Origin of the sequence: Leifsonia sp. 1010 (assembly GCF_031455295.1) — a bacterium.
In the GTDB taxonomy this organism is placed as follows: Bacteria; Actinomycetota; Actinomycetes; order Actinomycetales; family Microbacteriaceae; genus Leifsonia.
On the sequence record NZ_JAVDSL010000004.1, the window covers coordinates 69,330 to 89,603 of the forward strand.

21 protein-coding genes are annotated in these 20,274 nt (G+C 70.7%); 11 read left to right on the top strand and 10 right to left on the bottom strand.

What is annotated here, in order from left to right; genetic code table 11:
- Positions 1-136: 136 nt before the first annotated feature.
- The 3 genes from J2Y42_RS16060 to J2Y42_RS16070 are packed head-to-tail and all read right to left on the bottom strand — an operon-like array spanning position 137 to position 2,659.
- Positions 137-652 (bottom strand): hypothetical protein, encoded by a 516-nt coding sequence (locus tag J2Y42_RS16060; protein WP_309860484.1) that lies wholly within the window; start codon positions 650-652, stop codon positions 137-139.
- 31 nt (positions 653-683) lie between these two features.
- Positions 684-1,976 carry an MFS transporter gene (locus J2Y42_RS16065; protein WP_309860486.1) on the bottom strand — a complete coding sequence of 431 codons (1,293 nt, stop codon included), beginning with the start codon at positions 1,974-1,976 and terminating at the stop codon, positions 684-686.
- Positions 1,973-2,659: a helix-turn-helix domain-containing protein gene (locus J2Y42_RS16070; protein WP_309860488.1), complete on the bottom strand. Its 687-nt coding sequence runs from the start codon at positions 2,657-2,659 to the stop codon at positions 1,973-1,975. Before J2Y42_RS16070 ends, J2Y42_RS16065 begins: the two co-directional genes overlap by 4 nt.
- Before the next feature lie 75 nt (positions 2,660-2,734).
- On the opposite strand from J2Y42_RS16070, the gene J2Y42_RS16075 reads away from it, so the two are divergent.
- Positions 2,735-4,180: an MDR family MFS transporter gene (locus J2Y42_RS16075; protein WP_309860490.1), complete on the top strand. Its 1,446-nt coding sequence runs from the start codon at positions 2,735-2,737 to the stop codon at positions 4,178-4,180.
- Positions 4,181-4,247: 67 nt separating this feature from the next.
- On the opposite strand, the gene J2Y42_RS16080 is transcribed toward J2Y42_RS16075, so the two are convergent.
- Positions 4,248-4,889: a G5 domain-containing protein gene (locus tag J2Y42_RS16080; protein ID WP_309860492.1), complete on the bottom strand. Its 642-nt coding sequence runs from the start codon at positions 4,887-4,889 to the stop codon at positions 4,248-4,250.
- A 97-nt stretch (positions 4,890-4,986) separates the two neighbouring features.
- On the bottom strand, positions 4,987-5,628 hold the full coding sequence (locus tag J2Y42_RS16085; protein ID WP_018191707.1) for a bifunctional 2-polyprenyl-6-hydroxyphenol methylase/3-demethylubiquinol 3-O-methyltransferase UbiG: 642 nt from the start codon (positions 5,626-5,628) through the stop codon (positions 4,987-4,989).
- A 119-nt stretch (positions 5,629-5,747) separates the two neighbouring features.
- Between J2Y42_RS16085 and J2Y42_RS16090 the strand changes: the two genes are divergently transcribed.
- Together J2Y42_RS16090 and J2Y42_RS16095 are read left to right on the top strand one after the other, a co-directional pair.
- A complete protein-coding gene (locus J2Y42_RS16090) occupies positions 5,748-6,656 on the top strand; it encodes a thioredoxin domain-containing protein (protein WP_309860496.1) in 909 nt (302 codons plus the stop codon).
- Positions 6,657-6,791: 135 nt separating this feature from the next.
- Positions 6,792-7,115 (top strand): hypothetical protein, encoded by a 324-nt coding sequence (locus tag J2Y42_RS16095; RefSeq protein WP_309860498.1) that lies wholly within the window; start codon positions 6,792-6,794, stop codon positions 7,113-7,115.
- Here the strand turns inward: J2Y42_RS16095 and J2Y42_RS16100 are convergent.
- Complete coding sequence (locus J2Y42_RS16100) at positions 7,112-7,699, bottom strand: TetR/AcrR family transcriptional regulator (RefSeq protein ID WP_309860500.1); 588 nt, start codon at positions 7,697-7,699, stop codon at positions 7,112-7,114. The genes J2Y42_RS16095 and J2Y42_RS16100 overlap by 4 nt on opposite strands.
- 132 nt (positions 7,700-7,831) lie before the next feature.
- Here J2Y42_RS16100 and J2Y42_RS16105 point away from each other — a divergent pair, with 132 nt between their 5' ends.
- The 3 genes from J2Y42_RS16105 to J2Y42_RS16115 are packed head-to-tail and all read left to right on the top strand — an operon-like array spanning position 7,832 to position 9,662.
- Positions 7,832-8,428 (top strand): DUF6230 family protein, encoded by a 597-nt coding sequence (locus tag J2Y42_RS16105; protein WP_018191711.1) that lies wholly within the window; start codon positions 7,832-7,834, stop codon positions 8,426-8,428.
- A complete protein-coding gene (locus tag J2Y42_RS16110) occupies positions 8,419-8,949 on the top strand; it encodes a DUF6114 domain-containing protein (protein WP_309860501.1) in 531 nt (176 codons plus the stop codon). Before J2Y42_RS16105 ends, J2Y42_RS16110 begins: the two co-directional genes overlap by 10 nt.
- Positions 8,946-9,662 carry a hypothetical protein gene (locus J2Y42_RS16115; protein WP_309860503.1) on the top strand — a complete coding sequence of 239 codons (717 nt, stop codon included), beginning with the start codon at positions 8,946-8,948 and terminating at the stop codon, positions 9,660-9,662. The genes J2Y42_RS16110 and J2Y42_RS16115 overlap by 4 nt, the downstream gene beginning before the upstream one ends.
- 99 nt (positions 9,663-9,761) lie before the next feature.
- On the opposite strand, the gene J2Y42_RS16120 is transcribed toward J2Y42_RS16115, so the two are convergent.
- Entirely contained in the window at positions 9,762-10,376 is a 615-nt protein-coding gene (locus J2Y42_RS16120; protein WP_309860505.1) for a DUF1992 domain-containing protein, read from the bottom strand.
- Between the two features lie 89 nt (positions 10,377-10,465).
- Here J2Y42_RS16120 and J2Y42_RS16125 point away from each other — a divergent pair, with 89 nt between their 5' ends.
- Complete coding sequence (locus J2Y42_RS16125; protein ID WP_309860507.1) at positions 10,466-11,554, top strand: epoxide hydrolase; 1,089 nt, start codon at positions 10,466-10,468, stop codon at positions 11,552-11,554.
- A gap of 194 nt (positions 11,555-11,748) precedes the next feature.
- Entirely contained in the window at positions 11,749-12,411 is a 663-nt protein-coding gene (locus J2Y42_RS16130) for a methyltransferase domain-containing protein (RefSeq protein ID WP_309860509.1), read from the top strand.
- Between the two features lie 103 nt (positions 12,412-12,514).
- On the opposite strand, the gene J2Y42_RS16135 is transcribed toward J2Y42_RS16130, so the two are convergent.
- Complete coding sequence (locus tag J2Y42_RS16135; protein ID WP_309860511.1) at positions 12,515-13,162, bottom strand: hypothetical protein; 648 nt, start codon at positions 13,160-13,162, stop codon at positions 12,515-12,517.
- Positions 13,163-13,271: 109 nt separating this feature from the next.
- A complete protein-coding gene (locus tag J2Y42_RS16140; protein WP_309860513.1) occupies positions 13,272-14,732 on the bottom strand; it encodes an FAD-dependent monooxygenase in 1,461 nt (486 codons plus the stop codon).
- Between the two features lie 219 nt (positions 14,733-14,951).
- Here J2Y42_RS16140 and J2Y42_RS16145 point away from each other — a divergent pair, with 219 nt between their 5' ends.
- Together J2Y42_RS16145 and J2Y42_RS16150 are read left to right on the top strand one after the other, a co-directional pair.
- Positions 14,952-17,534: a LuxR C-terminal-related transcriptional regulator gene (locus J2Y42_RS16145; protein WP_309860514.1), complete on the top strand. Its 2,583-nt coding sequence runs from the start codon at positions 14,952-14,954 to the stop codon at positions 17,532-17,534.
- A 162-nt stretch (positions 17,535-17,696) separates the two neighbouring features.
- A complete protein-coding gene (locus tag J2Y42_RS16150) occupies positions 17,697-17,903 on the top strand; it encodes a hypothetical protein (RefSeq protein ID WP_018191719.1) in 207 nt (68 codons plus the stop codon).
- Positions 17,904-17,943: 40 nt separating this feature from the next.
- Here J2Y42_RS16150 and J2Y42_RS16155 read toward each other — a convergent pair whose 3' ends face one another.
- The gene (locus J2Y42_RS16155) at positions 17,944-18,885 is read right to left on the bottom strand and encodes a restriction endonuclease (protein WP_309860517.1); all 942 of its coding nucleotides are present in this window, start codon (positions 18,883-18,885) and stop codon (positions 17,944-17,946) included.
- Between the two features lie 160 nt (positions 18,886-19,045).
- Between J2Y42_RS16155 and dinB the strand changes: the two genes are divergently transcribed.
- Positions 19,046-20,242: a DNA polymerase IV gene (gene dinB / locus J2Y42_RS16160; RefSeq protein ID WP_309860518.1), complete on the top strand. Its 1,197-nt coding sequence runs from the start codon at positions 19,046-19,048 to the stop codon at positions 20,240-20,242.
- Positions 20,243-20,274 lie beyond the last annotated feature (32 nt).

Sequence of the window (20,274 nt, forward strand, 5' to 3'; positions counted from 1 at the left end):
CGTTCACATCCCCGGAAACAGCGGGAACCCGGGCGGGTTTCGCGTCAATATCATGCGCCGGAATACCGGCCCGGGTTTCCAGGCGCGCCGACGCGTCGCGGCGTGCGCGATCCACAGGGGCGATCCTCGTGCGCGATCAGGGAGCCGGGGTGAGCGTGCCGTACGGCGGGAGCGCGCCCGTCACGACCGGCACCTGCAGCCCGACCGAGTCTCCACCGCTCGTGACCGTCACGGTCGTGAGCGAGCCGGGAGCCGAATTCAGGTCGCTCACCAGGCTCTCGTCGTCCGGCGGGTCGCCCAGCTGCTGGGTGTCGCGCGGGTCGAGGGACACGCTGATGCTCTGCCCGCCGCTCGGCACGATCTCCACCTGCTGGGTGTCGTTCCCCTGGTTCACCAGTGTGACCACCAGGTTCGCCGTCTCGCCGTCGTCGCTGGTGACCAGCACGGCGTTGCCGACGAACACATCGCCAACGGTGGCGCTCGAGCCGACGCTGGCCTCCTCGATGTCGAGGGTGTCCTGCGGCGCGAACAGGTCGCACGCGGTCAGTCCCCCGGTCAGGGCCGCGGCGAGCGCCACGGCGCCGACGGTGCGGCGGAACAGCGGGATGTGCGAGAGGGTGCGGTACGACATCATCCACCTCCGGGGGACCACGGTGGCAGCACCCTAGCGTCCGCGCGGGCCGTTACGTAAGACGGGTCCTCTCGGTGCCCACGCCGCTCCCGGTAAGACCCCGCCTGTCGCGCAACGCCACGATCCCGATCAGCCCGCAGAGCAGGTAGAGCGACGCCTGCACGTCGAGCACGGGGACGATGTCGCCCGAGTCGGCGAGGAGGCCGCCGATCAGCAGCCCGACCGCCTGCGCAGCGCCGTCCAGAGTCGTGACCGCGGCGATCACCCGCCCGAGGGCGCGCGCGGGGACCGTCGTCTGAACGAGCGTGATCTCGCCGGTCGCCGTCGTCACCCCGGGGATGCCCATCGCGATGAACAGCCCGGCGTAGACCCACAGCGCCGTGGTGAACGGAGCGAGGTTCCAGGTGACGAGGGACAGCGTCCCGAAGACCAGATAGCCGACGCCGATCATCCAGCGCGGTGCCATCCGTCGCGCGAGGGCGCCCGTCACGAGTCCGCCGAGCACCCCGCCGATCGCCTGGACACCGCGGATGATGCCAGCGCCGGTGTCGCCCGCTCCGAGGTTCTGCGTCACGTAGACGAGGAACAGCACGAGGAAGAGGCCCTGCGCGACGCCGGCGAGCGCGGCGATGCCCGCGAGCGTGCGCAGGGTGGCGGACCGCGCGATCAGCGCCAGCCCCTCCACCCACTCGTGCAGGATGCGCCGCTCGGCGACCGCCGCAGGCTCGCCGTCCGCTGCCGGTGCGGCGTCGGCATTCCGCGGTCGCGGGCGCACGAACAGGACGAGCCCCGCCGTGATGAGGTACGACGCCGCATCCGCGATCACGACGCCCGGCAGCCCCCACAGCGCGAACGAGAGACCGCCGAGCGGGGAGCCGATGAGCCGGGCGAGGCTGTCGCTCACGGCGATCAGGGCGTTGCCGCGCGCCAGCTGGTCGGTGCCGACCAGTTGCGGGATCATCGCCTGCCGCGCCGGGTTGATGATCGCGCCGAGCACCGCCTCGACGGCCGCGACCGCGTAGACGATGCCCATCCGGTCGGCGCTCGCCGCGAGGAGCGGCAGGAGCAGCAGCCCCTGCAAGAGGGCGACGATGACGATCGTGCGGCGGTGATCCCACCGGTCGACCAGCACGCCGAGGAAGCTGCCGACCAGCAGCATCGGGACGAGCTCGACCAGGAACACGGTGGATGCGCCGAGCGCCGACCCGGTCGCCGACAGGGCGAACAGCGGCAGCGCGATCATGAGCAGCCAGTCGCCGGTGTCGGAGACCAGCCCCGCCGTCCAGACGAGGGCGAAGTCGCGGCGGAGCAGCGGCGAGCGCTCGCGAGCCGCCGTGGCGGTCACGATGCGCCCTCAGGGTCCGTGTCGTCCAGCCCGGCCGAGGCGCCGGCGGCCCGCGCCGCCGCGATCGCATCCGGGTGCCGGAAGGCGTTCAGGTGCAGCGCGACGACATCGCTGCCCTCGGGCGCATCGACGCGGATGAGGGCGATGTAGGGGCGGATGAGCGCATCCAGCCCCTGCATCAGCTCGCGCAACTCGCCCGGCGTCAGCTTCAGGGCGTACCCCGTCAGCAGGCTCGCCTCGCGCCACTCGATCGGCTGCTCGTCGCGCTGCGCGATGGCGCGGTGGACGAGCGCCGCCTCGTCGTCGACCTGGCGGTCGGCGAGGGCGCGCTCGACGGTGTCGGCGCCGATCGCGAACTCGGGATCCTCGGTGCGGCCGAAGGTCAGCCCGGTCGACGACGACCGGTAGGGGCGCTCGCGGCCGTCTTCCGCATCCACCGGCTCGACCAGCCCGACCTTGGCGAGCGCGCGCAGGTGATAGCTGCAATTGGATGCGGTGGAGCCGACCACCGCGGCGCACTCGCTGGCGGTCCGCGGCCCGAATGACATCAAGTGGTCGAGCAGCGCCAGGCGCAGGGGATGCGCGAGCGCGCGCAGGGCCCGCGGGTCGGTGACCGTCGTGCGCCGTTCGGGACGCGGGACGTCGGCGCCCGCACCTGCCTCCGACCCGGTTGTGAAAGACATGTTTCAGATTGTCGCGCTGGTCCTCTTTCACGTCAAGCCGGGAATGCGACCGGCTCCCCCGCGTTGTTGACCTCTATGAACGAACCCACCCGAGCGAGCGTCGGATTCCGGTCCGAACGCGGCCCCATCCTGATCGCCCTCATGCTGACGACCGGGCTCGTGGCCATCGACTCGACGATCCTCGCGACGGCGGTGCCCTCGATCGTGCAGGACCTCGGCGGGTTCTCGCAGTTCCCGTGGCTGTTCTCCGTCTACCTGCTCGCGCAGGCGGTGTCCGTGCCCGTCTACGCGAAGCTCTCCGACACCGTCGGCCGCAAGCCCATCGTGCTCATCGGCATCGCGCTGTTCCTCCTCGGATCGGTGCTCTGCGGATTCGCATGGAGCATGCCGGCCCTGATCGCCTTCCGCGCCCTGCAGGGCCTCGGCGCCGGCGCCATCCAGCCGATGTCCATCACCATCGCCGGCGACATCTACACCGTCGCCGAGCGCGCCAAGACGCAGGGCTACCTCGCCAGTGTCTGGGCCATCTCCTCCGTCGTCGGACCGACCCTGGGCGGCGTGTTCTCGCAGTTCCTGTCGTGGCGCTGGATCTTCTTCGTCAACATCCCGCTGTGCATCCTGGCCGCGTGGATGCTCATCCGCAGCTTCCATGAGACCGTCGAGCGCCGCAGGCACCGCATCGACTACCCGGGCGCCGTGCTGTTGACCGCCGGCACGACCCTGATCATCCTCGCGGTGCTCGAGGGCGGGCAGGCGTGGGCGTGGAACTCGGTGTGGAGCATCGGCGCCTTCGTGCTGGGCGGCCTGCTGCTGGTGGCCTTCGTGCTGGTTGAGCTCCGGGCCTCCGAGCCGGTGCTGCCGCTGTGGGTGTTCTCCCGGAGACTGTTGGTGACGACCACGCTGATCTCGCTGGGAGTCGGCGCCATCCTGATCGGCCTCACGTCGTACGTTCCCACTTACCTGGAAGGCACCATCGGCGTCGCGCCCATCGTCTCCGGCCTGGCCGTCGCCGCGCTGACCCTCGGGTGGCCGATCGCGGCCAGCCTGTCCGGCCGCTTCTACCTGCGTATCGGGTTCCGCAACACCGCCCTGCTCGGGATGAGCATCGCCATCGTCGGCGCGATCTCGCTCGCGCTCACCTCGCTGACCCCGTCGGTGCTGTTCGTCGCGGTCAGCTGCTTCATCGTCGGGCTCGGGATGGGCCTCATCGCCACCCCGACCCTGATCGCCGCTCAGTCCAGCGTCGCGTGGAACGAGCGCGGCGTCGTGACCGGCAGCAACATGTTCGCCCGCTCCATCGGCAGCGCCGTCGGCGTCGCCGTATTCGGAGCGATCGCCAACGCGATCATCGCCGGTTCGGCAGGCGGCGCGAAGTCGCCCGACACCATCCAGTCGGCGTCGACCGCGGTCTTCGTGGCGGTGGCGATCGCCACGGTGCTCACGATCGCCGCGGGCCTGGCGATGCCGCGCTCGCGCGTGGAGGACGTGGAGCTCGGCCGCGCGCCGGCCGCATCGAGTTGACGCGACACGCCGTGCGCGCAGTCTCGCGCACGGCGTGTTGCGTCAACCAGATCGGTCGCGGCAGGCGTCAGCCCTCGCAGGCCATGCCGTCGCCGTCGCGATCGAGGTCGTAGATGTCGGTGCCCACCACGGTCACGGGTCCTTGCACGTAGGCGGGGCCGTTTCCGCTGCCGCCCGCACAGTCAACATCCGAGGCGATCGGCACGCAGGCTCCGGCGTAGTTGGGGTCGCAACCTCCACCGGGCGCGGGAGCGGGCGCAGGCGCAGGGGCAGGCGCGGGAGGAGGCGGCGGGGCGGGCTGCCTGCTGCCGACGCTGGTGACCTGATCGACGGGCGCCGTCGTCACCGCCTCGGAGACCAGCTCGCGGGAGGTCTCCACCCCGTCGACGTACGTGACCCGATAGGTCTTCGTCTTCACGCCGTTGGCGCCGGCGGTGGTGACGGCCGACCAGCCGACGTCGTGCCCGGGGTCGTCGGCGTTCGTGGCGGCAAACGGGATGACCTCGTCCGCCGTCTCGGTGCGCACCTCGACGCTCGGCGTCGGGCTCGGCGTCGCAGACGGGGATGCGGATGCCGACGCGGTGGACGAGGTCGCGGCGGCGTCCTCCGTCGCCGGACGATTGGCCGCGTTCGCCGCGATCCCCACTCCGAGGACCAGGGCCGCGCCGAGCCCGATCGCCGCCCATCCCTTCGCTCCTACGCGCGCCACATCCACTCCTTCGGGTCGATCGCCCGAGAACCGGGCGACACCTGAAGGCTAGAGAAGTGAGAACTCCTCGGTATAGCCCGCGAACAGGGGGCGCGCGTCAGCCGGGGAGGCGGGTCAGCACCACGAACTCGTTGTAGGTGAACGCCTTGCCTGCGAAGCGCGGCAGCGGGAACGAGTACTCCCGCTCGACCGTGAGGCCCAGGCGGTCGGCGAGGCGGTGGAGGCCGTCGAAGTCGGTGAACGCGACATGGGTGGCGTCGCTCGCGTAGCCGCGCTCCTGCGGCGTGATGAAGAGGACGTGGCCGCCCGGTTTCACGTACGGCAGGTACGTCTGCACCAGCTCGACCGCGAAGTCCGGGTCGACGTGCTCCACGACGTGGGCGAGCAACAGCGAGTCGAACGCACCGGGCACCGCGTACTCGGTGGAGGGGAACTCGTCGCTCGTGAACGAGGTCAGCCCGCGCGCCCGCGCGATCGCCACCGACTCCGCATTGTGGTCGACGCCGACGCCGTTGTTCCCCAGGTGTGCCAGATTGCGGCCGAGACCGCTGCCCACATCCAGAACCCGTCCGAGGTGCAGGCGGCGGATGTTCCAGCGGTACGGAGCCTGCACATTCAGTGTGCGGCGCCACCAGCTCGTGTCCAGACGGCGGAGGCGCTCCGCGTAGTCGGCGCCCGCGGTATCCCGGCCCTCGTTCGGCTCCGCGCCCGTTCCGTGCCCTTCGGAATCCGACGGCATCAGATGGCTCGGTCTGTCGACTGCATGCGTCCACGGTAGAGCACCCGGTACAGCGCCTTCAAAGCAAAGTCCCCCTACGATCATGGGAGAACTGTCCACTGTTCGATGGGATGAGCTGAATGGCAACTGGCAGAGGGACGACTGGTCCTACCAAACGCGACCGCCGCGAGGAGGCGCGCGAAACCGCCAGGAGGATGCGCGAAGAGGCCGCCAAGAAGGCCAAGCGGCGCAAGATCATCGTTCAGGGATCGGTCATCGCCGGCGTCATCGCCGTGCTCGCCATCATCGGCGTCGTCATCTTCACCACGGTGGGGACCGGGGGCGCCGGAGCCGCGAACCCGAAGAACATGGCCAGCGGCGGCATCCTGCTCGAGTCGTCGAGCAAGGCCGTGACCACGCCGGCGATCCCGTCGGGCGGCCAGCCGACGCCGACCAAGATGGAGCTCGACGGCAAGACCGCGCACATCCAGATCTGGCTCGACTACCAGTGCCCCTACTGCGACCAGTTCGAGACCACGAACGACGACCAGATCAAGCAGTGGATGGCCGACGGCTCGGCGACCGTCGAGATCCACCCGGTCGCGATCCTCGACAGTGTGCAGAACAAGAACTACTCGACACGCGCCGGCGCTGCCGTCTCGTGCGTGGCGAACTCGCAGCCGAACAAGTTCTGGGACGTCAACGCCGCGCTCTTCGCGAAGCAGCCCGACGAGCAGACCGGCACCGGACTCACGAACGCCGAGATCCTCAGCATCTTCAAGGATGCGGGCGTCAGCTCCAAGGCCGTCACCGACTGCGTGAACAACCAGACGTACGCCGACTTCGTCACCGCGATGACGAAGGGTGCGACGACGAACTCGCAGCTGAAGAACCCGACGACCGGCGGTTTCGGAACCCCGACCGTCTTCGTCAACGGCGAGCGCTACCAGGGCGGCTTCACCGACGCCGCGCAGTTCGCCGCGTTCACGCAGGCAGCCGTGAAGGACGCCGGCTCGGGCAAGACCATCACCTTCCCCACCGCCAAGTAAAGCGAGCTCCATCCGACAGCTCCTGAGTTTTTCGCCCGAATCGTCACGATCGGGCGGAAAAACTCAGGAGCTGTCGGCTTTGGACGGGGTGTAGCGTCGGGGGCGACAAGGCGAGAGAGCGGAAGGGACGAGGCGATGGATCGGATTCCGGAGGACGGCGTCGAGGACGTAGAGGTCGGCGAGACGGATGCGGGCGAGACGCCCGGCTGGGCCGATCCGGCCGACGGCGACGTCGACTACGCGCTCAACGATCCCGAGGCCGAGGCCGACTTCGCCGACGAGCTCGTCACGAACGACTCGGTCGCCGGCGAGACGATCTGGCCGGGACCGGGCGACGGCAACGACGGCCCCACCGGCGGTCAGGCCCGCGAGGCCGAGCCGGTCTACGACGAGCACGGCGACGAGCCGGAGGATGACGGCGTGCTGACCGAAGAGGACGTCGAGGAAGAGGGCATCTAGCCCAGCGCATCCACCACTCCGCGGGCACTCCGCTCGAGGAAGCCGACGATCTCCTCCGACGGCAGGTCGGTGCCGATCGCGCTCTCGACGAGCGCCTCCTCGGCGAATGCGATCCACGATCGCAGCGCGATGCGCAGCAGCGCGGTATCCGGCACGCCCAGTTCGAGGAAGACCGCGATCACGCGATCCGCCTGCTCCCCGCGGGCCTCCTCCACCACCTGGCGCACCTCCGTGTCTCCGGAGGCGACGCCGCGCACCAGCGAATAGAACGTCCCGCTGTGCTCGCGCACGAAGGCGACGATGCGCTCCAGCGTGTCGTGGAGCCGGTCCAGCGGCGCGAGCCCGGCCACCGGCTCCGTGGCGTGGAGCATGCTGTCGCGGGCCGTGCGCACGACCTCCCGATGGAGCCCCTGCTTCGATCCGAAGTAGTGGAACAGCAGCCCGCGCGAGACGCCCGCGCGCGCCGACAACTCCTCGATGGAGAGCTGGTCCAGCGGGTTGTCGGCGAGGAACGCCACTCCGAGCGCGACGAGTTGCGCCCGTCGCTCGTCCGGCGTCAGCCGCGTGCGCCGGTCGGTGTCCATGCTTCGAGACTATCGGCCACCTCCCGGACGCTGAGGTGCCGGATCTCCTATTGACAGCCTGTCAATAACGTCTAAGCTCGCATCTGGGCCTGACTGCGCCGACGCTGTCAAGTCCCCCGAACAGGAGGATCGATGAAGTTCCGAAAGCTCGCCGGGTCGCATGCCGGACGGATCGTGCTCGCCGCCGTCCCTGTCGCCGTCGTCTCCACCGTGCTGATGACCGGCGTCGCCCAGGGCGCCGTCCCCGTCTCCTTCGCCGTCTCCGGCAGCCAGTTCCAGATCAGCGCCACCAAGCTCGACGGCACCGGCTTCTCGCAGTACGCCGGCGTCGCGCCCGACACCGCGGGCAAGGAGCACCAGGTCGCCATCGCGAACATCAAGTCGGCCACGCTCTCCGACCTCTGCCAGGCCGTCGTCACCGACACCCCGCTCGGCAAGGTCGGGATGCTGATCACCGCGGGCGGCGGCGGGAACCCGGCCTCGGCCTCCGACCTGCAGATCGGCATGACCGACCTGAAGGGCGACTCCGAGTTCCACAACATCCGCATCGGCGTCGACGCCTCCACCGTGAACACCACGGCCAAGGGTTCCGCCGGCGACTTCGCGCAGGACGCGGACACGGTCACGATCACGAACCTCCAGCAGACCGCGTGGAGCACCCAGGCCTCCGTCTTCACCCTCAGCGGCATGCACGTCGAGCTGACCGACGGCTCGAAGGGATGCTTCTGATCGTGGCCCGCGCGCACGCGAACGGCCCGATCGCGACCGACGAGGCGACGACGGCCCCGAGCGCCCGCGCGCGGTTCCGCGCGTGGCGCCGCAGCCGCCCCTTCGTCGGCGGTCTGCTGACCGCGATCGGCGGCGTCGAGATGTTCTTCTCGGGGCAGCTCGACATCGGCAAGATCCACGTGCAGCTCGGCATCGAGGGGCTGCAGGCGACAATCATCCCGATCCTGCTCGTGCTGCTCGGCATCCTGGTGATCGCGATGCCGGCGCACCGCATCTTCTACGGCGTCATCGCGCTGGCGGTCGCCGTCTACTCGCTGGTCGGCGTCAACCTCGGCGGGTTCTTCATCGGGATGCTGCTGAGCAGCATCGGAGGCATCCTCACCGTGGCATGGATGCCAAAGAAGGCCGAGACGGATGCGGCGGGCGCCGAGGCGGACGACGACGCGCATGCCGCAGGCCCGGCCGCCGCCACACCGACCGCTTCGCCTGCCGCATCACCCACCGAAGGCACGATCGCATGAGGCGGGGCCGCTCCGGCGTCGTCGCGGGTGCCCTGGTCGCGTGCATCGCCGCCGCCCTCGCGGGCCTCGGCGCGGCGCGTGTGCCGACCGCGGCTCCCGCCGCGCTGTGCATCCCGATCATCATGCCGTGCAGCTCGCCGACGCCGACCCCGACGCCCACGCCGACCGGCACCGGCATCCCGGGCGTCCCCACGCTGCCGATCCCCGGCGCTCCGGGCGCGCCGACCGCCCCCGGCTCCCCCACCCCGACGCCGACGACTCCGGCGACCCCCGCCGCCCCGGCGGGCCCGGACGCGACCGCCCCGGTCTTCACCCAGCCGCCCGCGCAGCTGGGCAGCAGCTCGCTGTCGTTCTCGGGGCTCAAGGGCATCAGCGTCGTCACGGTCCCGCTCGCCGACGGCAGCCGCATCCCCGTGCTCAAGATCTCGGCAGACAGCATCACCATCGACGGCTTCAGCCTCACCGTCCGCAAGGAGACCGGCCCCAAGCTCGCGACCACCGCCGACCAGATGGCGCTGCGCGGCAACGTGCAGGTCTACCTCGACTCGGTGACCGCGACCGGCCCCGACGGCAAGACCCTGACCCTCGGCGCGTCCACCCCTCCCCCGGCGGACGGCCTGCCTCCCCAGCTGCTGCGCGTCACACTGGGGCTCGTCGGGGTGACGGCGGACAGCATCCACTTCACCAAGCCGCACCAGCACCTGACGGACTAGCGGCCCGCCTCTATCCACCCAGGTGACGCAACACGCCGTCGGGGCCACGGCGTCGACGGCGTGTCGCGTCAAGTGGATGGGTAAGAGTGGATGCGGCCCTCAGCGGCCGCGCCGCAGCCGCCGCCGCTCGCGCCAGCTGAGCGCCGCGTACGCCTCCTGCTCGGCCCGCCGCCTGGCATCGGCCTCGCGGATGCGCTCGTCGCGTCGCTGCCGCCACCGGGCGACCTCCTCATCGACGTCGCGGGTGCGCGTGATCACGGGCGGTCCGCCCTGCAGCTGCCGACGCGCCTCGATCACGCGCCGGTTGAAGCTCTCGAGGTGCTCGCGCACGGTGCTCTCCGACGCGAGCCGGTCGAGTTTGTCGTCGAGCTCCGCGTCCTCCGTGCGCAGCAGCAGCGCCGGCGGCCCGAGTCCGGTCAGCTGCTCGCGCTCGATCTTGCGGCGGATCCACCAGTCCGGATCGTGCGTCCCGGTGAGCCCGGGCAGCGGCTTGCCCGCGCCGGGCAGGTTGTCGAAGTCGCCGCGGCGGATCGCCTGCTGGATCGAGGTCTCCACGATCTGCGCGCGCTGCTCCATGGTGGGCTGGCCGGGATTGGCCTCTTCCACCGGCTCTCCGCGCGCCTCCGCGTCTCGTCGCAGGCGGTAACGCGCGGCCTCGACGAGCGGGTCGGACTCCCGAGGCGCGCGACGGATGTCGTCGCGGTTGCGGGCCATGCGTCCAGGTTACGCCCGGCCACCGACGGTCCGCCGGGGGTTGCGTCCGCGCCCTGGCCGGTGTCGGTGGCAGCGACTACGTTCGGCCCATGGAGTTCCGCATCGAGGTGCCGCAGACCGTGCTCGACGACCTCCGACGCCGGCTGGAGGCGACGATCCTGCCCGATCCGACGCCGGGCCCTGAGTGGTCGAACGGCATCCCGCCGCGCGTGCTGGCGGCGCTCGTCGACCGCTGGCGGACGGGATACGACTGGCGCGCGTTCGAGCGGCGGGTCGACGGGTACGAGCAGCGGATGGTGCAGCTCGAGGGCTCGGATGTGCACGTCGTGCGCCTTCCAGCCCGTCGCCCGTCCGGCCTCCCGATCGTCCTCACGCACGGCTGGCCCTACTCCTTCGCATCGATGCTCAATCTCGCCGACCTGCTCGCCGAAGATCGTGACGTGGTGGTTCCGTCCTTGCCCGGGTACGGCTACTCGGGGGTGCTGCCCGAGCCGTTCTCCTCCCAGGGCGTCGCTCGGCGCTGGAACACGCTGATGACCTCCGAGCTGGGCTACGACCGGTATCTGACCTACGGCGAGGATGTCGGCGCCGGGGTGAGCGACTGGCTGGCGGGAACGCATCCCGAGTCGGTCGCCGGGATCATCGCCCCGCACGCGTCCTTCTCGGCACGCACCCGCCCGGGCGTCGAGTTGACCGACGAGGAGACGGAGTTCCTGCAGGCGGTCCACCGCCCCGAAGAATCGGGATACGCGCACATTCAGGGCACGCGTCCCGACACGCTCGCCGCCGCCCTGATCGACTCCCCCAGCGGTCTGCTCGCCTGGATCGCCGAGAAGGTGGCCGCGTGGAGTGACGGCGAGGGGCTGGAGCGCTTTGATGTGGATGACGTGCTCACCAACGTTGCGCTGTACTGGGTCACGCGGTCCATCGGAACGAGCTTCCGCCCCTACCGCGAGCCGCCCGATGACGACGACCTCCACCCGCTGGTCGAGGTGCCCGCCGCGATCATCATCCAGCGCCATGAGGCCGCTTACCCGCGGTCGCTCGCCGAGAAGAGCTACACCGACATCCGTTCGTTCGAGCGCCTGGAACACGGTGGCCACTTCACCGCGTGGGAGGCGCCGGAGGCTATCGCGCGCACGGTGCGTGAACTGGAGATGAACATCGGCAATTCATAGCCGCAGACCCGTTGACAACGCAGGAAAGCCCTTTACTGTGTGCACTAAGCAACGGATGGCAGGCTGGACCGCAGGGGGCGGGCAGCTGTACTGCGTTCCCGGTGCGCGGCGGTCGGCTTTTTCGGGTGAGCCGGCCGCCGCTAATTCTTGTCCGGCCCTGCCTCGCCGCTCCGGACCTCGGTACGCTGGCCGCCGTGACCGATGATGCTGTGGCCGATGATGCTGTGACCGATGATCCTGGGACCGCCGCCGAACACCTCCGGGCCGTGCGCGAACGCTTCGACGACCGTGCGCCTACCTACGACGAGAGCGCCATGCACCGCGACCTCGCCGCCGCGGTCGCGGCCTTCGCCGACCTGAACGGGGTGGATGCGGTGCTCGACGTGGCCACCGGCACCGGCCTGGTGCTCCGCGCCCTCCGCGACCGCGGCTACACGGGCAGCGCCACCGGCGTGGACCTCTCCCCGCGCATGATCGCCGAGGCCCGCCGACACCTCCCCGACGCCGACCTCCTCGAGGCGGATGCGACCCGCCTGCCGCTCGGCGACGGCACCTTCGACCTCGTGACGTGCGTCACCGGGCTCCAGCTGTTCCCGCATCCCGTCGCCGCGATCGCCGAGTGGGCGCGCGTCCTCCGCCCGGGCGGCCGTGCCGTGACGGCGACGTTCCTCACCTTCGATCCGTCGAAGCACCGCTCCGCCCCGCCGCAGGCGTTCATCGACCACGCCCCGTTCGACTCGGTCGAGCACCTCGCCGACACCGTGGAGTCCGCCGGCTTCCGCATCGCCCGCACCACAACGTGGACCGATGGCGCCGACGAACTCCTCCTCGCCGAACTGACCCTCCCCACCTCCTAACCCCGCCTCCCCCACCGTCGAGTCCGCACAAACTTGACGCGCGCCCGGCGCGTCTCGTGCAAAGTTTGCGGACTCGACGGTGGGGGTGGAGCGGCGGGAGGCGTCAGGCGCGGGACTCGCGGGCGAGACGCCGCATGGTCCAGAAGCAGCCGAGGAACGCGAACGCGAGGGCCAGCACCACCTGCGGCAGGTACGCCTGCCACAGCTCGCCGTTGTTGAAGATGTTGTCCGCGAACAGCGCCCAGAAGTCCGCGTCGGTGAGCGCCTGGGTCAGCGGGATGCCGACCGCGCTGACGAGGTCGGTGAAGATCCCGGCGAGCAGGCTGAGCACCACGGTCACGACCACAATCGCGACGAGCCCCCAGAAGGCGCCGCGCGTGACGCGCGCCTTCGACCCGGCGCGATACAACCACACGGCTCCCGCCGCGACACCCCACGAGACGATGGAGGCGATGAAGCCGATGTTCCACAGGATGGTCCACGCGATCACCCCGGCCGGGATGATGACGAGCGCCAGCGCGAGGCCCCGGCCGACACGCTCCTGCTGAGTGAGCGGTCCGCCGGGCGCGAGGGACTCCGCCGACGGGTACTCGGCCGCGGAAGCCGCGGCGGCATCCGCCGGCGCGTCCGTCTCCGAGTCCGCCGCAGGCGCCTCCGCGGGCACCGCGGCCGTCGGCTCCCCAGCGGCCGGCTCCGCGGGCGCCAGCTCCCCGTATCGCGGCTGAGTTCGGTCGTCTGTCGCGTCGGTCACGCGTGTCCCCCATCCCGGCCTCCCACCGAGGCGCGGAGGACAGCCTCCCACACCCGCGGGTCGCCAGTCCCGCTCGGGCCACACCCCATTTCGAGGCGCACGGAGACGGTCACGGACGACTCGCGACCCCGAACCAACGCGCCAGCCGCACCTCCAGCTCCTCCTGCGAGCTCCCGACCCACACCACGTGCCCGTCTGGCCGCAGCAGTACCGCCGGCACATCCAGCTCGTCACTGACGTCCGACACGAGATCGACCCGACCCGCCCATCCTCCGACGCTGAGCGTTCCCGTCTGGTCGAGCAGCAGCCCGCGTCCGTCGTGGAGGTGCTCGTACAGTCGTCCGCGCGACAGCCGGACGTCGCGCAGCCGCCGCCCGAGCAGCCCGCCCGCGTCCGAGCCCGCGTCCACCTCCCCCACGTCGTACCGCACCGCGATCCCGGCGACCTTCGCGCCGAAGAACTCCCCCACCCCGTCAACGTCCATGAGCTCGGTCAGCAGCCGCCGCACCGCCTGCGGCCCGGGCTCCGGCGAGATCAGCTCGCTCTGCGCCCGCGTGATCGTCAGCACGTCCTCGGCCGCCGGGTGCCGCTCGCCGAAGTAGGTGTCGAGCAGCCCGTCGGGCGCCCATCCCCCGACCTCCGCGGCGAGCTTCCAGCCGAGGTTGAAGGCGTCATGGATGCCGAGGTTCAGTCCCTGCCCTCCGAGCGGCGGGTGGATGTGCGCGGCGTCTCCCGCGATCAGCACCCGCCCGACGCGGTACCGCTCGGCGAGCCGCGTCGCGTCCGTGAACCGCGTGATCGAGCGCGGCGAGTGGATGCCGAAATCGGTCCCCGCGTACGCCCGCAGCTGCGTCCGGAACTCGTCGAGCGTCGGCGGCACCGACCGATCCTCCGACACGGATGCGGCGGGAACGACCGCCCGGTACAGCCCCTCGCCGTTGGGCCCGATCCCGAAGCCGCGGTGCGTCTTCCGCACCTCCTCGGAGACGGCGGCGATCTCCTCCGCCGACGCGGTCGCCTGAACCTCGCCGAGGATCCACTCGGTGGTCGCCGCCTCGCCGGGGAAGTCGATCCCGAGCGTCCGCCGCACCAGGCTGCGGCCGCCGTCGCAGCCGACCAGCCAGCGCCCGCGCACCCACTCACCGGATGCGAGTTCGACGCTCACCTCGTCGGCGGTCTGCGAAAGTCCGACAACCTCCACACCCCTGCGGATCTGCGCCCCCAACTCGGCCGCGCGCTCCGCGATGATCCGGTCCGTAACCGGCTGCGGCATCCCGAGGATGTAGTCGTGCGACGTGTCTAGGTGCACCGGCCGCGGGCTCGGGATGCCGGCGAACCGCCCGCCTCCCGGGTATTTCGTTCCCGCCGCGAGGAAGCGGTCGAGCAGACCGCGCGAGTCCATGATCTCGATGCTGCGCGGGTGCAGACCGAGCGACCGGACCGCGGTCGTCGGCTCCACGTCCCGCTCCAGCACCAGCACCTCCACCCCGTGCAGGCGCAGTTCGCCGGCCAGCATCATCCCGGTCGGGCCGCCCCCGCTGATGATCACATCGAACACGTCAGAACCCATGCGTCTCCCCATCCTCACAGCCACTGCGCGTCACGATTTCACGCGCGACCAGCAATTCTGGTGGATGAGGCGGCCCTTGCCGCAAGCCCCCACCCGACCGGTATCCTGGAAATGCAGGAGGGGCCGTCATCTTCGCGGTCGAGCACTCTCTGGTCGTCACCCGTGTGGGATGATTTTCGTCTAGCGCCGACCCGACATGCGCCGACCGGAGCCGCCTCGATGCCAGACCATCGCCCCGCACCCGTGCACGCGGTCGACCGCCCCGCGCTGTTCGAGTTGCTGGATGTCGGCGTCCGCGGTCCGTTGACCGTCATCATCGCCCCCGCGGGGTCGGGCAAGACGGTGCTGCTGTCCCAATGGACGGCCTCGCGCCCCGATCTCGCCGTCGCCTGGTTCCACGCCACGCGAGCCGACCGCGACGTCACGCATTTCGCGCGCCGCCTAGCCGCCGGCCTCACCGCCGCGCATCCCGCCGTGGCCGAGGTGCGCCCGGCTGCCGAGGCGACCGGCGGGCTCGGCGAGAGCTACCTGGAGGCGCTCGTCGGCGCCCTGGCGGAAGCGGATGTCGAGATCGTGATCGTCATCGACGACGTCCACGTGCTCCTGCCCGAACTCGTGGACGACCTGTCGAACCTGGCCGACCGCCTCCCGCCGAACGCCCACCTCGTGCTCGCCTCCCGCTCGGACGCGGGGATGCGGCTGACCCACCACCGCCTGCAGCACGCGCTCGTCGAGATCCGGCAGCACCAGCTGACGTTCGCGGACGACGAGACGGAAGACCTCCTCGCGCGGCTCACCGGCTCCGCGGTCGACCTCCGCACCGCGGCGACCGTCCGCCAGCACACCGACGGCTGGGCCGCGGGCGTCCAGCTCGCAGGTCTCACCCTGCGGTCACGGCCCGGCGAGGATCTGGTGGCGAGCCTCGCGGAGTCCGACCGCCTGATCGTCGACTATCTGGGCGAGGAGGTGCTCGACGCGCAATCGCCCGAGCGGAGGGAGGCCCTGCTGCGGCTGTCCGTCGCCGACGAACTGCATCCCGACCTTGTGCCCATCCTCACCGAGGCGGATCTCGGCGTCGACCTGCTGGGCCGGCTCGAGCGGGAGTCGATGTTCCTCTCCGCGCTTCCCGAGAAGCCGGGCTGGTTCGCCTTCCATGCCCTGTTCCGGAAGCTGATGCGGATGCGCCTCCGGGCGGAGCATCCCGGCCTCGAGCGGACCCTGCTGGTGCGCGTCGCCGAGTGGTCGCGCGGGCGCGGCGACACCGCGACGGCCGTCGAGGCGCTCCTGCGCGCCCAGGCCTGGGACGACGCGATGGACCTGATCGTCACCTCCGGCCGGGAGGTGTTCGAGCGCGGCTACGTCGCGACCGTGGCGCGCTGGCTCGGGACGGTGCCGGACGACATCCGACGGACCTCGGTGGATGCGGAGATCATCTACGCGATCACGTACGGCATGACCGGACGCGCCCGGGAGGCCGCCGAGTTCCTCCGCAGCGTCGCCGCGCGGCCGGACGTCGACCCCGGCCGTCGCGCCGTGGCGATGGCCTGGCTGGGCGTCACCGTGCAGTTCAACCCGCCCGCGGAGACCGCATACGAGGAGGCGGCGAGCGCCGTCGCGCTCCTCCTCGCCGACCCGGACCTCGTCCTGCCCGACCTCCTGCAACTGAACCGCCGCGACCTCCTGCTGGCCGTCTCGCTCGTCGCTGCCGGTCGTGCGCAGCTGTTCCTCGGCAACCTGGACGAGTCGCAGGAGTGGATCGAGCGGATGCTGAACTCGGCGGGCGGGCAGTACACGCCGTACCGCATCCACGCGCTCGGGAGTCTGGCCGTGGCCGACGCCTTCAGCGGGCGGCTCGTGCGCGCCGCCGTCCGGGCCGATGAAGCGCTGCGCCTGGCCGAGGAGTCGGCGCTGCTCGACCATCCCGCCACCGGGGATGCGCACATCGCGCTCGCGCTCGTCGCCGTCCGGCGTGGGCGGCCAGGTTTCGGCGCCCTGTCCCTGCGGGAGGGTGTGCTGCGCGCCTCGTGGAACGCCCGGCTGCAGCTGCTGTGGCTGGCCGTGCTGGCCGAGCGGCTGGGGCTGCCGGCCGGTGCGGAGCCCGAAGTCGCCGATCCCGTCACCGAGGCACCGCCGATCGTGCAGGTGGAACTGGATGCGCTGCGCCTCCGCCGCGCCCGCCTCGCCGGCCAGTCGGAGCCGGCGCACGACTCTCCGGCCGCGTGGTCGCCGGTCACCTTCGAGGAGATCGTCGGACGTCTGGCGCGGGGCGACGTCGCGGGTGCCGGACGTCGCCTAGAGGAACTGCCGCCCGCCGCACCTTCGGCCTCGATCGTGGAGCGCGTCGAGCGCGACGTCGCACAGGGATGGTTCTTGGCCGCGTCCGGCGACCGCGCAGGCTCCGAGCTCCACCTGGCGCGTGCGCTGTCCGTCGCCGAGCCGGAGGGCCTGATCGACGTCTTCGTGCGTGCCGGCCGTCCCGTTGCCGGGCTGATCGAAGAACTGCCCGGTGCTCCCGACGCCTTCCGTCGCGAGGTGATCCGGCTCGCGGGGCTGGCCGTCATTTCGCGCGCGCACGAGCTGCCGGACCCGCTCACTCCTCGCGAGCTGGCCATCCTCGCCTACCTGCCGACGCGCCTCTCCAACGCCGAGATCGCCGCCCGCGGCTACGTGTCCCTGAACACCGTGAAGACCCACATCGCGCGCATCTACCGCAAGCTCGATGTGCAGTCGCGCGCGGCCGCGGTCGACCGTGCGGCGGAGCTGGGCCTGCTCGAGCCGCTGGCCGTGGTCGACGAGCGCTGACGCCTGCACTCGTCACCCGCTAAACACCTGCATAAGGTCACCCCGTTCGGGTGACGCCGCCGGCTCCCCCGCGCCTTAGCGTCCTCGGTGTAGTGATGCGACTCTCATGCCGGTCGGCGGTTCGGGCCCTCCGGCCGGCATGGGTTCGGGGAAGGAGCGGACGTGACCTACATCGATCTGCCCATCGGGCTGACGCCCCGCCGCGGGGCCGAGTTCCATCTGATCCGGTGGACGCGCGGACGCGAGGAGTGGACGGCCGAGACCATCATCGCGGTCTACATCTCGTCGACCCTGACCGAGTGGATCGTCGACCACCACGGACGCCGGATACGGCTGTCGCGGCAGGAGTGGCTGCGGTATCTGCCGTGAGGGCGACGACCGAACGCGGGCTGTGCTGGACCCGGGGCGATTATTCGTCGAAGAAGTCGGCGTCGATCTCCACGGACGCATAAGTGCGTTTGACCTGCACGCCGACGCGGTACTTGATCATCAGGCCGACGAGCCGCTGGCCGTCGATCAGGATCACGCGCGACTGGACGTTTCGTGCGTAGTCCACTGCGCCGGGCGTGAATGAACTCGTCGTCAAAAACACCCCCCGGCTCGCGCCGAAGCCGTGGAGCGCACCCACGAAAGCCTGGATCGTTTCGCGCCCGATGTTGTTGCCGTCCTTGTACCGCTTGGCCTGGACATAGATCCGGTCGAGTCCGAGAGCATCCTGGTCGATGATGCCGTCGACGCCCTCGTCGTTAGGGCCGCCGATGCGTTTGCCGCGTTGTTCCGCCCCTCCGTAGCCCATGGCAAGCAAGAGGTCGACGACCGCCTGCTCGAAGAAGTCGGGATGGCTCTCCCGCAAGCGCGAGAGAAGTTCCTCGCCGACCTCCCGCTCGATCCGGTTGATGCCGTCTTCGATCTGCTCGACGGGGTCGAGGATGTCGGGATCAGACACCATCCGCTCGTCACCGTCCGGGCGATCCGTCGTCCGCCGTACCGGGTCCGGCCAGAAGGGAGCGAAGGCTTGACGAGCCCGCGCATAGTCGAACCCGCCAGGGTTGTCGTGGAGTGCTCGCCTGCCCTCTTCGTTGATGGCGTAGTGCCCACGGGACGGCCGATCCACCCAGCCAGCCTTGGACAAGTGGCTGAGTGCCCAGCCGATCCGATGCGCATAGCGGTATCCGCCTGACGTAAGAGTTTCCTCCCGGGCTTCGGGGCTCAGCCCAGCGACATCGGCTGCCGCGTCGGTGAGTTCTCGGCGATGCATCGTCTCCCCGCGGGCAAGTACAGACAGGACAGGGACGACGAAAGCAGGCCAAATGGGAACGATCGACGCTGATTCGTCTTCGGAGATAGTCACGTAGACCACTTTGGCCCAAAGTCGTCTTGCAAGCTCATCGCTCCGCCTCCGATGCCTGATTCCCCGGGAACCCGGAGGACGTAGTACGCCGCGCATCTCCGATGTCCGCGGTCCCTGCGACGATTCCTCTGAACACACGTTCGAGGGATCGGAGGCCGGCATGCGGGGCGAGGCGACCGTGCTGCACGCCGATCTCGACGCCTTTTACGCCTCGGTGGAGCAGCGGGATGCGCCCGAGCTCCGCGGCCGCCCGGTCATCGTCGGCGGCGGGGTCGTGCTTGCGGCGAGCTACGAGGCGAAGGCGCGCGGGGTGCGCACCGCGATGGGCGGTCGCCAGGCTCGCGACCTGTGCCCGGAGGCCGTCGTCGTCCCGCCCCGGATGGATGCGTACTCCGCCGCGAGCAAGGACGTGTTCGCGATCTTCCGCGACACGACCCCGATCGTGGAGGGGCTGTCGATCGACGAGGCCTTCCTCGAAGTCGGTGGGCTCCGACGCATCGCCGGCACACCCGAGCAGATTGCGACGCGCCTGCGGGAGCGCGTTCGCGCGGAGGTCGGCCTCGCCATCTCGGTCGGGATCGCGCGGACGAAGTTCCTCGCCAAAGTCGCAAGCGCCGTGAGCAAGCCCGACGGGCTCATCCTGGTCGAACCCGACCGCGAGCACGAGTTCTTGCTCCCCCTCCCCGTGGAACGTCTCTGGGGCGTCGGCGCCGTCACCGCCGAGAAGCTCCACCGTCTCGGCATCCGCACCGTCGGTCAACTCGCCGAACTCGAGGAAGCCACCGCCGAGCGCCTGCTCGGCAGGGCGGCCGGTGCGCACCTGCACGCCCTGGCCCGGCTGCGCGACCCCCGCCCGGTCAACGCGACAAAACACCGCGGCTCCATCGGATCGCAGCGCGCTCTGGGAAGCCGCCCGCGCACCTCGGAGGATCTCGACCTCATTCTGACCCAGATCATCGACCGCCTGGCGCGACGACTGCGGGATGGGGATCGCACGTGTCGCACGATCGTGCTGCGGCTGCGCTTCGGCGACTTCACCCGCGCCACGCGATCGCGCACGCTCGGGTTCCCGTCCGACCGCACCTCGGTGCTGCTGACCGTGGCGCGCAGCCTGCTCGACGCGGTCCAGCCCGAGATCGCCGAGCGGGGCATCACCCTCATCGGCATCTCGCTCTCGCATTTGGGCCGATCGGACACCTTCCAGCCCGAGTTGCCCATCGACTGGGATGACGGCGCGCGTCTCGACACCGTGCTCGACGCCGTGCGCGACCGCTTCGGCGCGACCTCGGTCGCGCGCGCCGCACAGCTGGGGCACGATCCCGGCTGGTCGACGCCGCTCCTGCCGGAACACCAATAACGCTGGCTCGGGCCCCGACCCGTGGGCTCGCC

Bases quoted from the DNA above. Each gene is read 5' to 3' on its own strand.
- J2Y42_RS16070 (WP_309860488.1), bottom strand. From the start codon at position 2,659: ATGTCTTTCACAACCGGGTCGGAGGCAGGTGCGGGCGCCGACGTCCCG.
- J2Y42_RS16075 (WP_309860490.1), top strand. From the start codon at position 2,735: ATGAACGAACCCACCCGAGCGAGCGTCGGATTCCGGTCCGAACGCGGC.
- J2Y42_RS16085 (WP_018191707.1), bottom strand. From the start codon at position 5,628: ATGCCGTCGGATTCCGAAGGGCACGGAACGGGCGCGGAGCCGAACGAG.
- J2Y42_RS16125 (WP_309860507.1), top strand. From the start codon at position 10,466: ATGGAGTTCCGCATCGAGGTGCCGCAGACCGTGCTCGACGACCTCCGA.
- J2Y42_RS16120 (WP_309860505.1), bottom strand. From the start codon at position 10,376: ATGGCCCGCAACCGCGACGACATCCGTCGCGCGCCTCGGGAGTCCGAC.
- J2Y42_RS16090 (WP_309860496.1), top strand. From the start codon at position 5,748: ATGGCAACTGGCAGAGGGACGACTGGTCCTACCAAACGCGACCGCCGC.
- J2Y42_RS16100 (WP_309860500.1), bottom strand. From the start codon at position 7,699: ATGGACACCGACCGGCGCACGCGGCTGACGCCGGACGAGCGACGGGCG.
- dinB (WP_309860518.1), top strand. From the start codon at position 19,046: ATGCGGGGCGAGGCGACCGTGCTGCACGCCGATCTCGACGCCTTTTAC.
- J2Y42_RS16095 (WP_309860498.1), top strand. From the start codon at position 6,792: ATGGATCGGATTCCGGAGGACGGCGTCGAGGACGTAGAGGTCGGCGAG.
- J2Y42_RS16115 (WP_309860503.1), top strand. From the start codon at position 8,946: ATGAGGCGGGGCCGCTCCGGCGTCGTCGCGGGTGCCCTGGTCGCGTGC.
- J2Y42_RS16105 (WP_018191711.1), top strand. From the start codon at position 7,832: ATGAAGTTCCGAAAGCTCGCCGGGTCGCATGCCGGACGGATCGTGCTC.
- J2Y42_RS16110 (WP_309860501.1), top strand. From the start codon at position 8,419: ATGCTTCTGATCGTGGCCCGCGCGCACGCGAACGGCCCGATCGCGACC.
- J2Y42_RS16145 (WP_309860514.1), top strand. From the start codon at position 14,952: ATGCCAGACCATCGCCCCGCACCCGTGCACGCGGTCGACCGCCCCGCG.
- J2Y42_RS16140 (WP_309860513.1), bottom strand. From the start codon at position 14,732: ATGGGTTCTGACGTGTTCGATGTGATCATCAGCGGGGGCGGCCCGACC.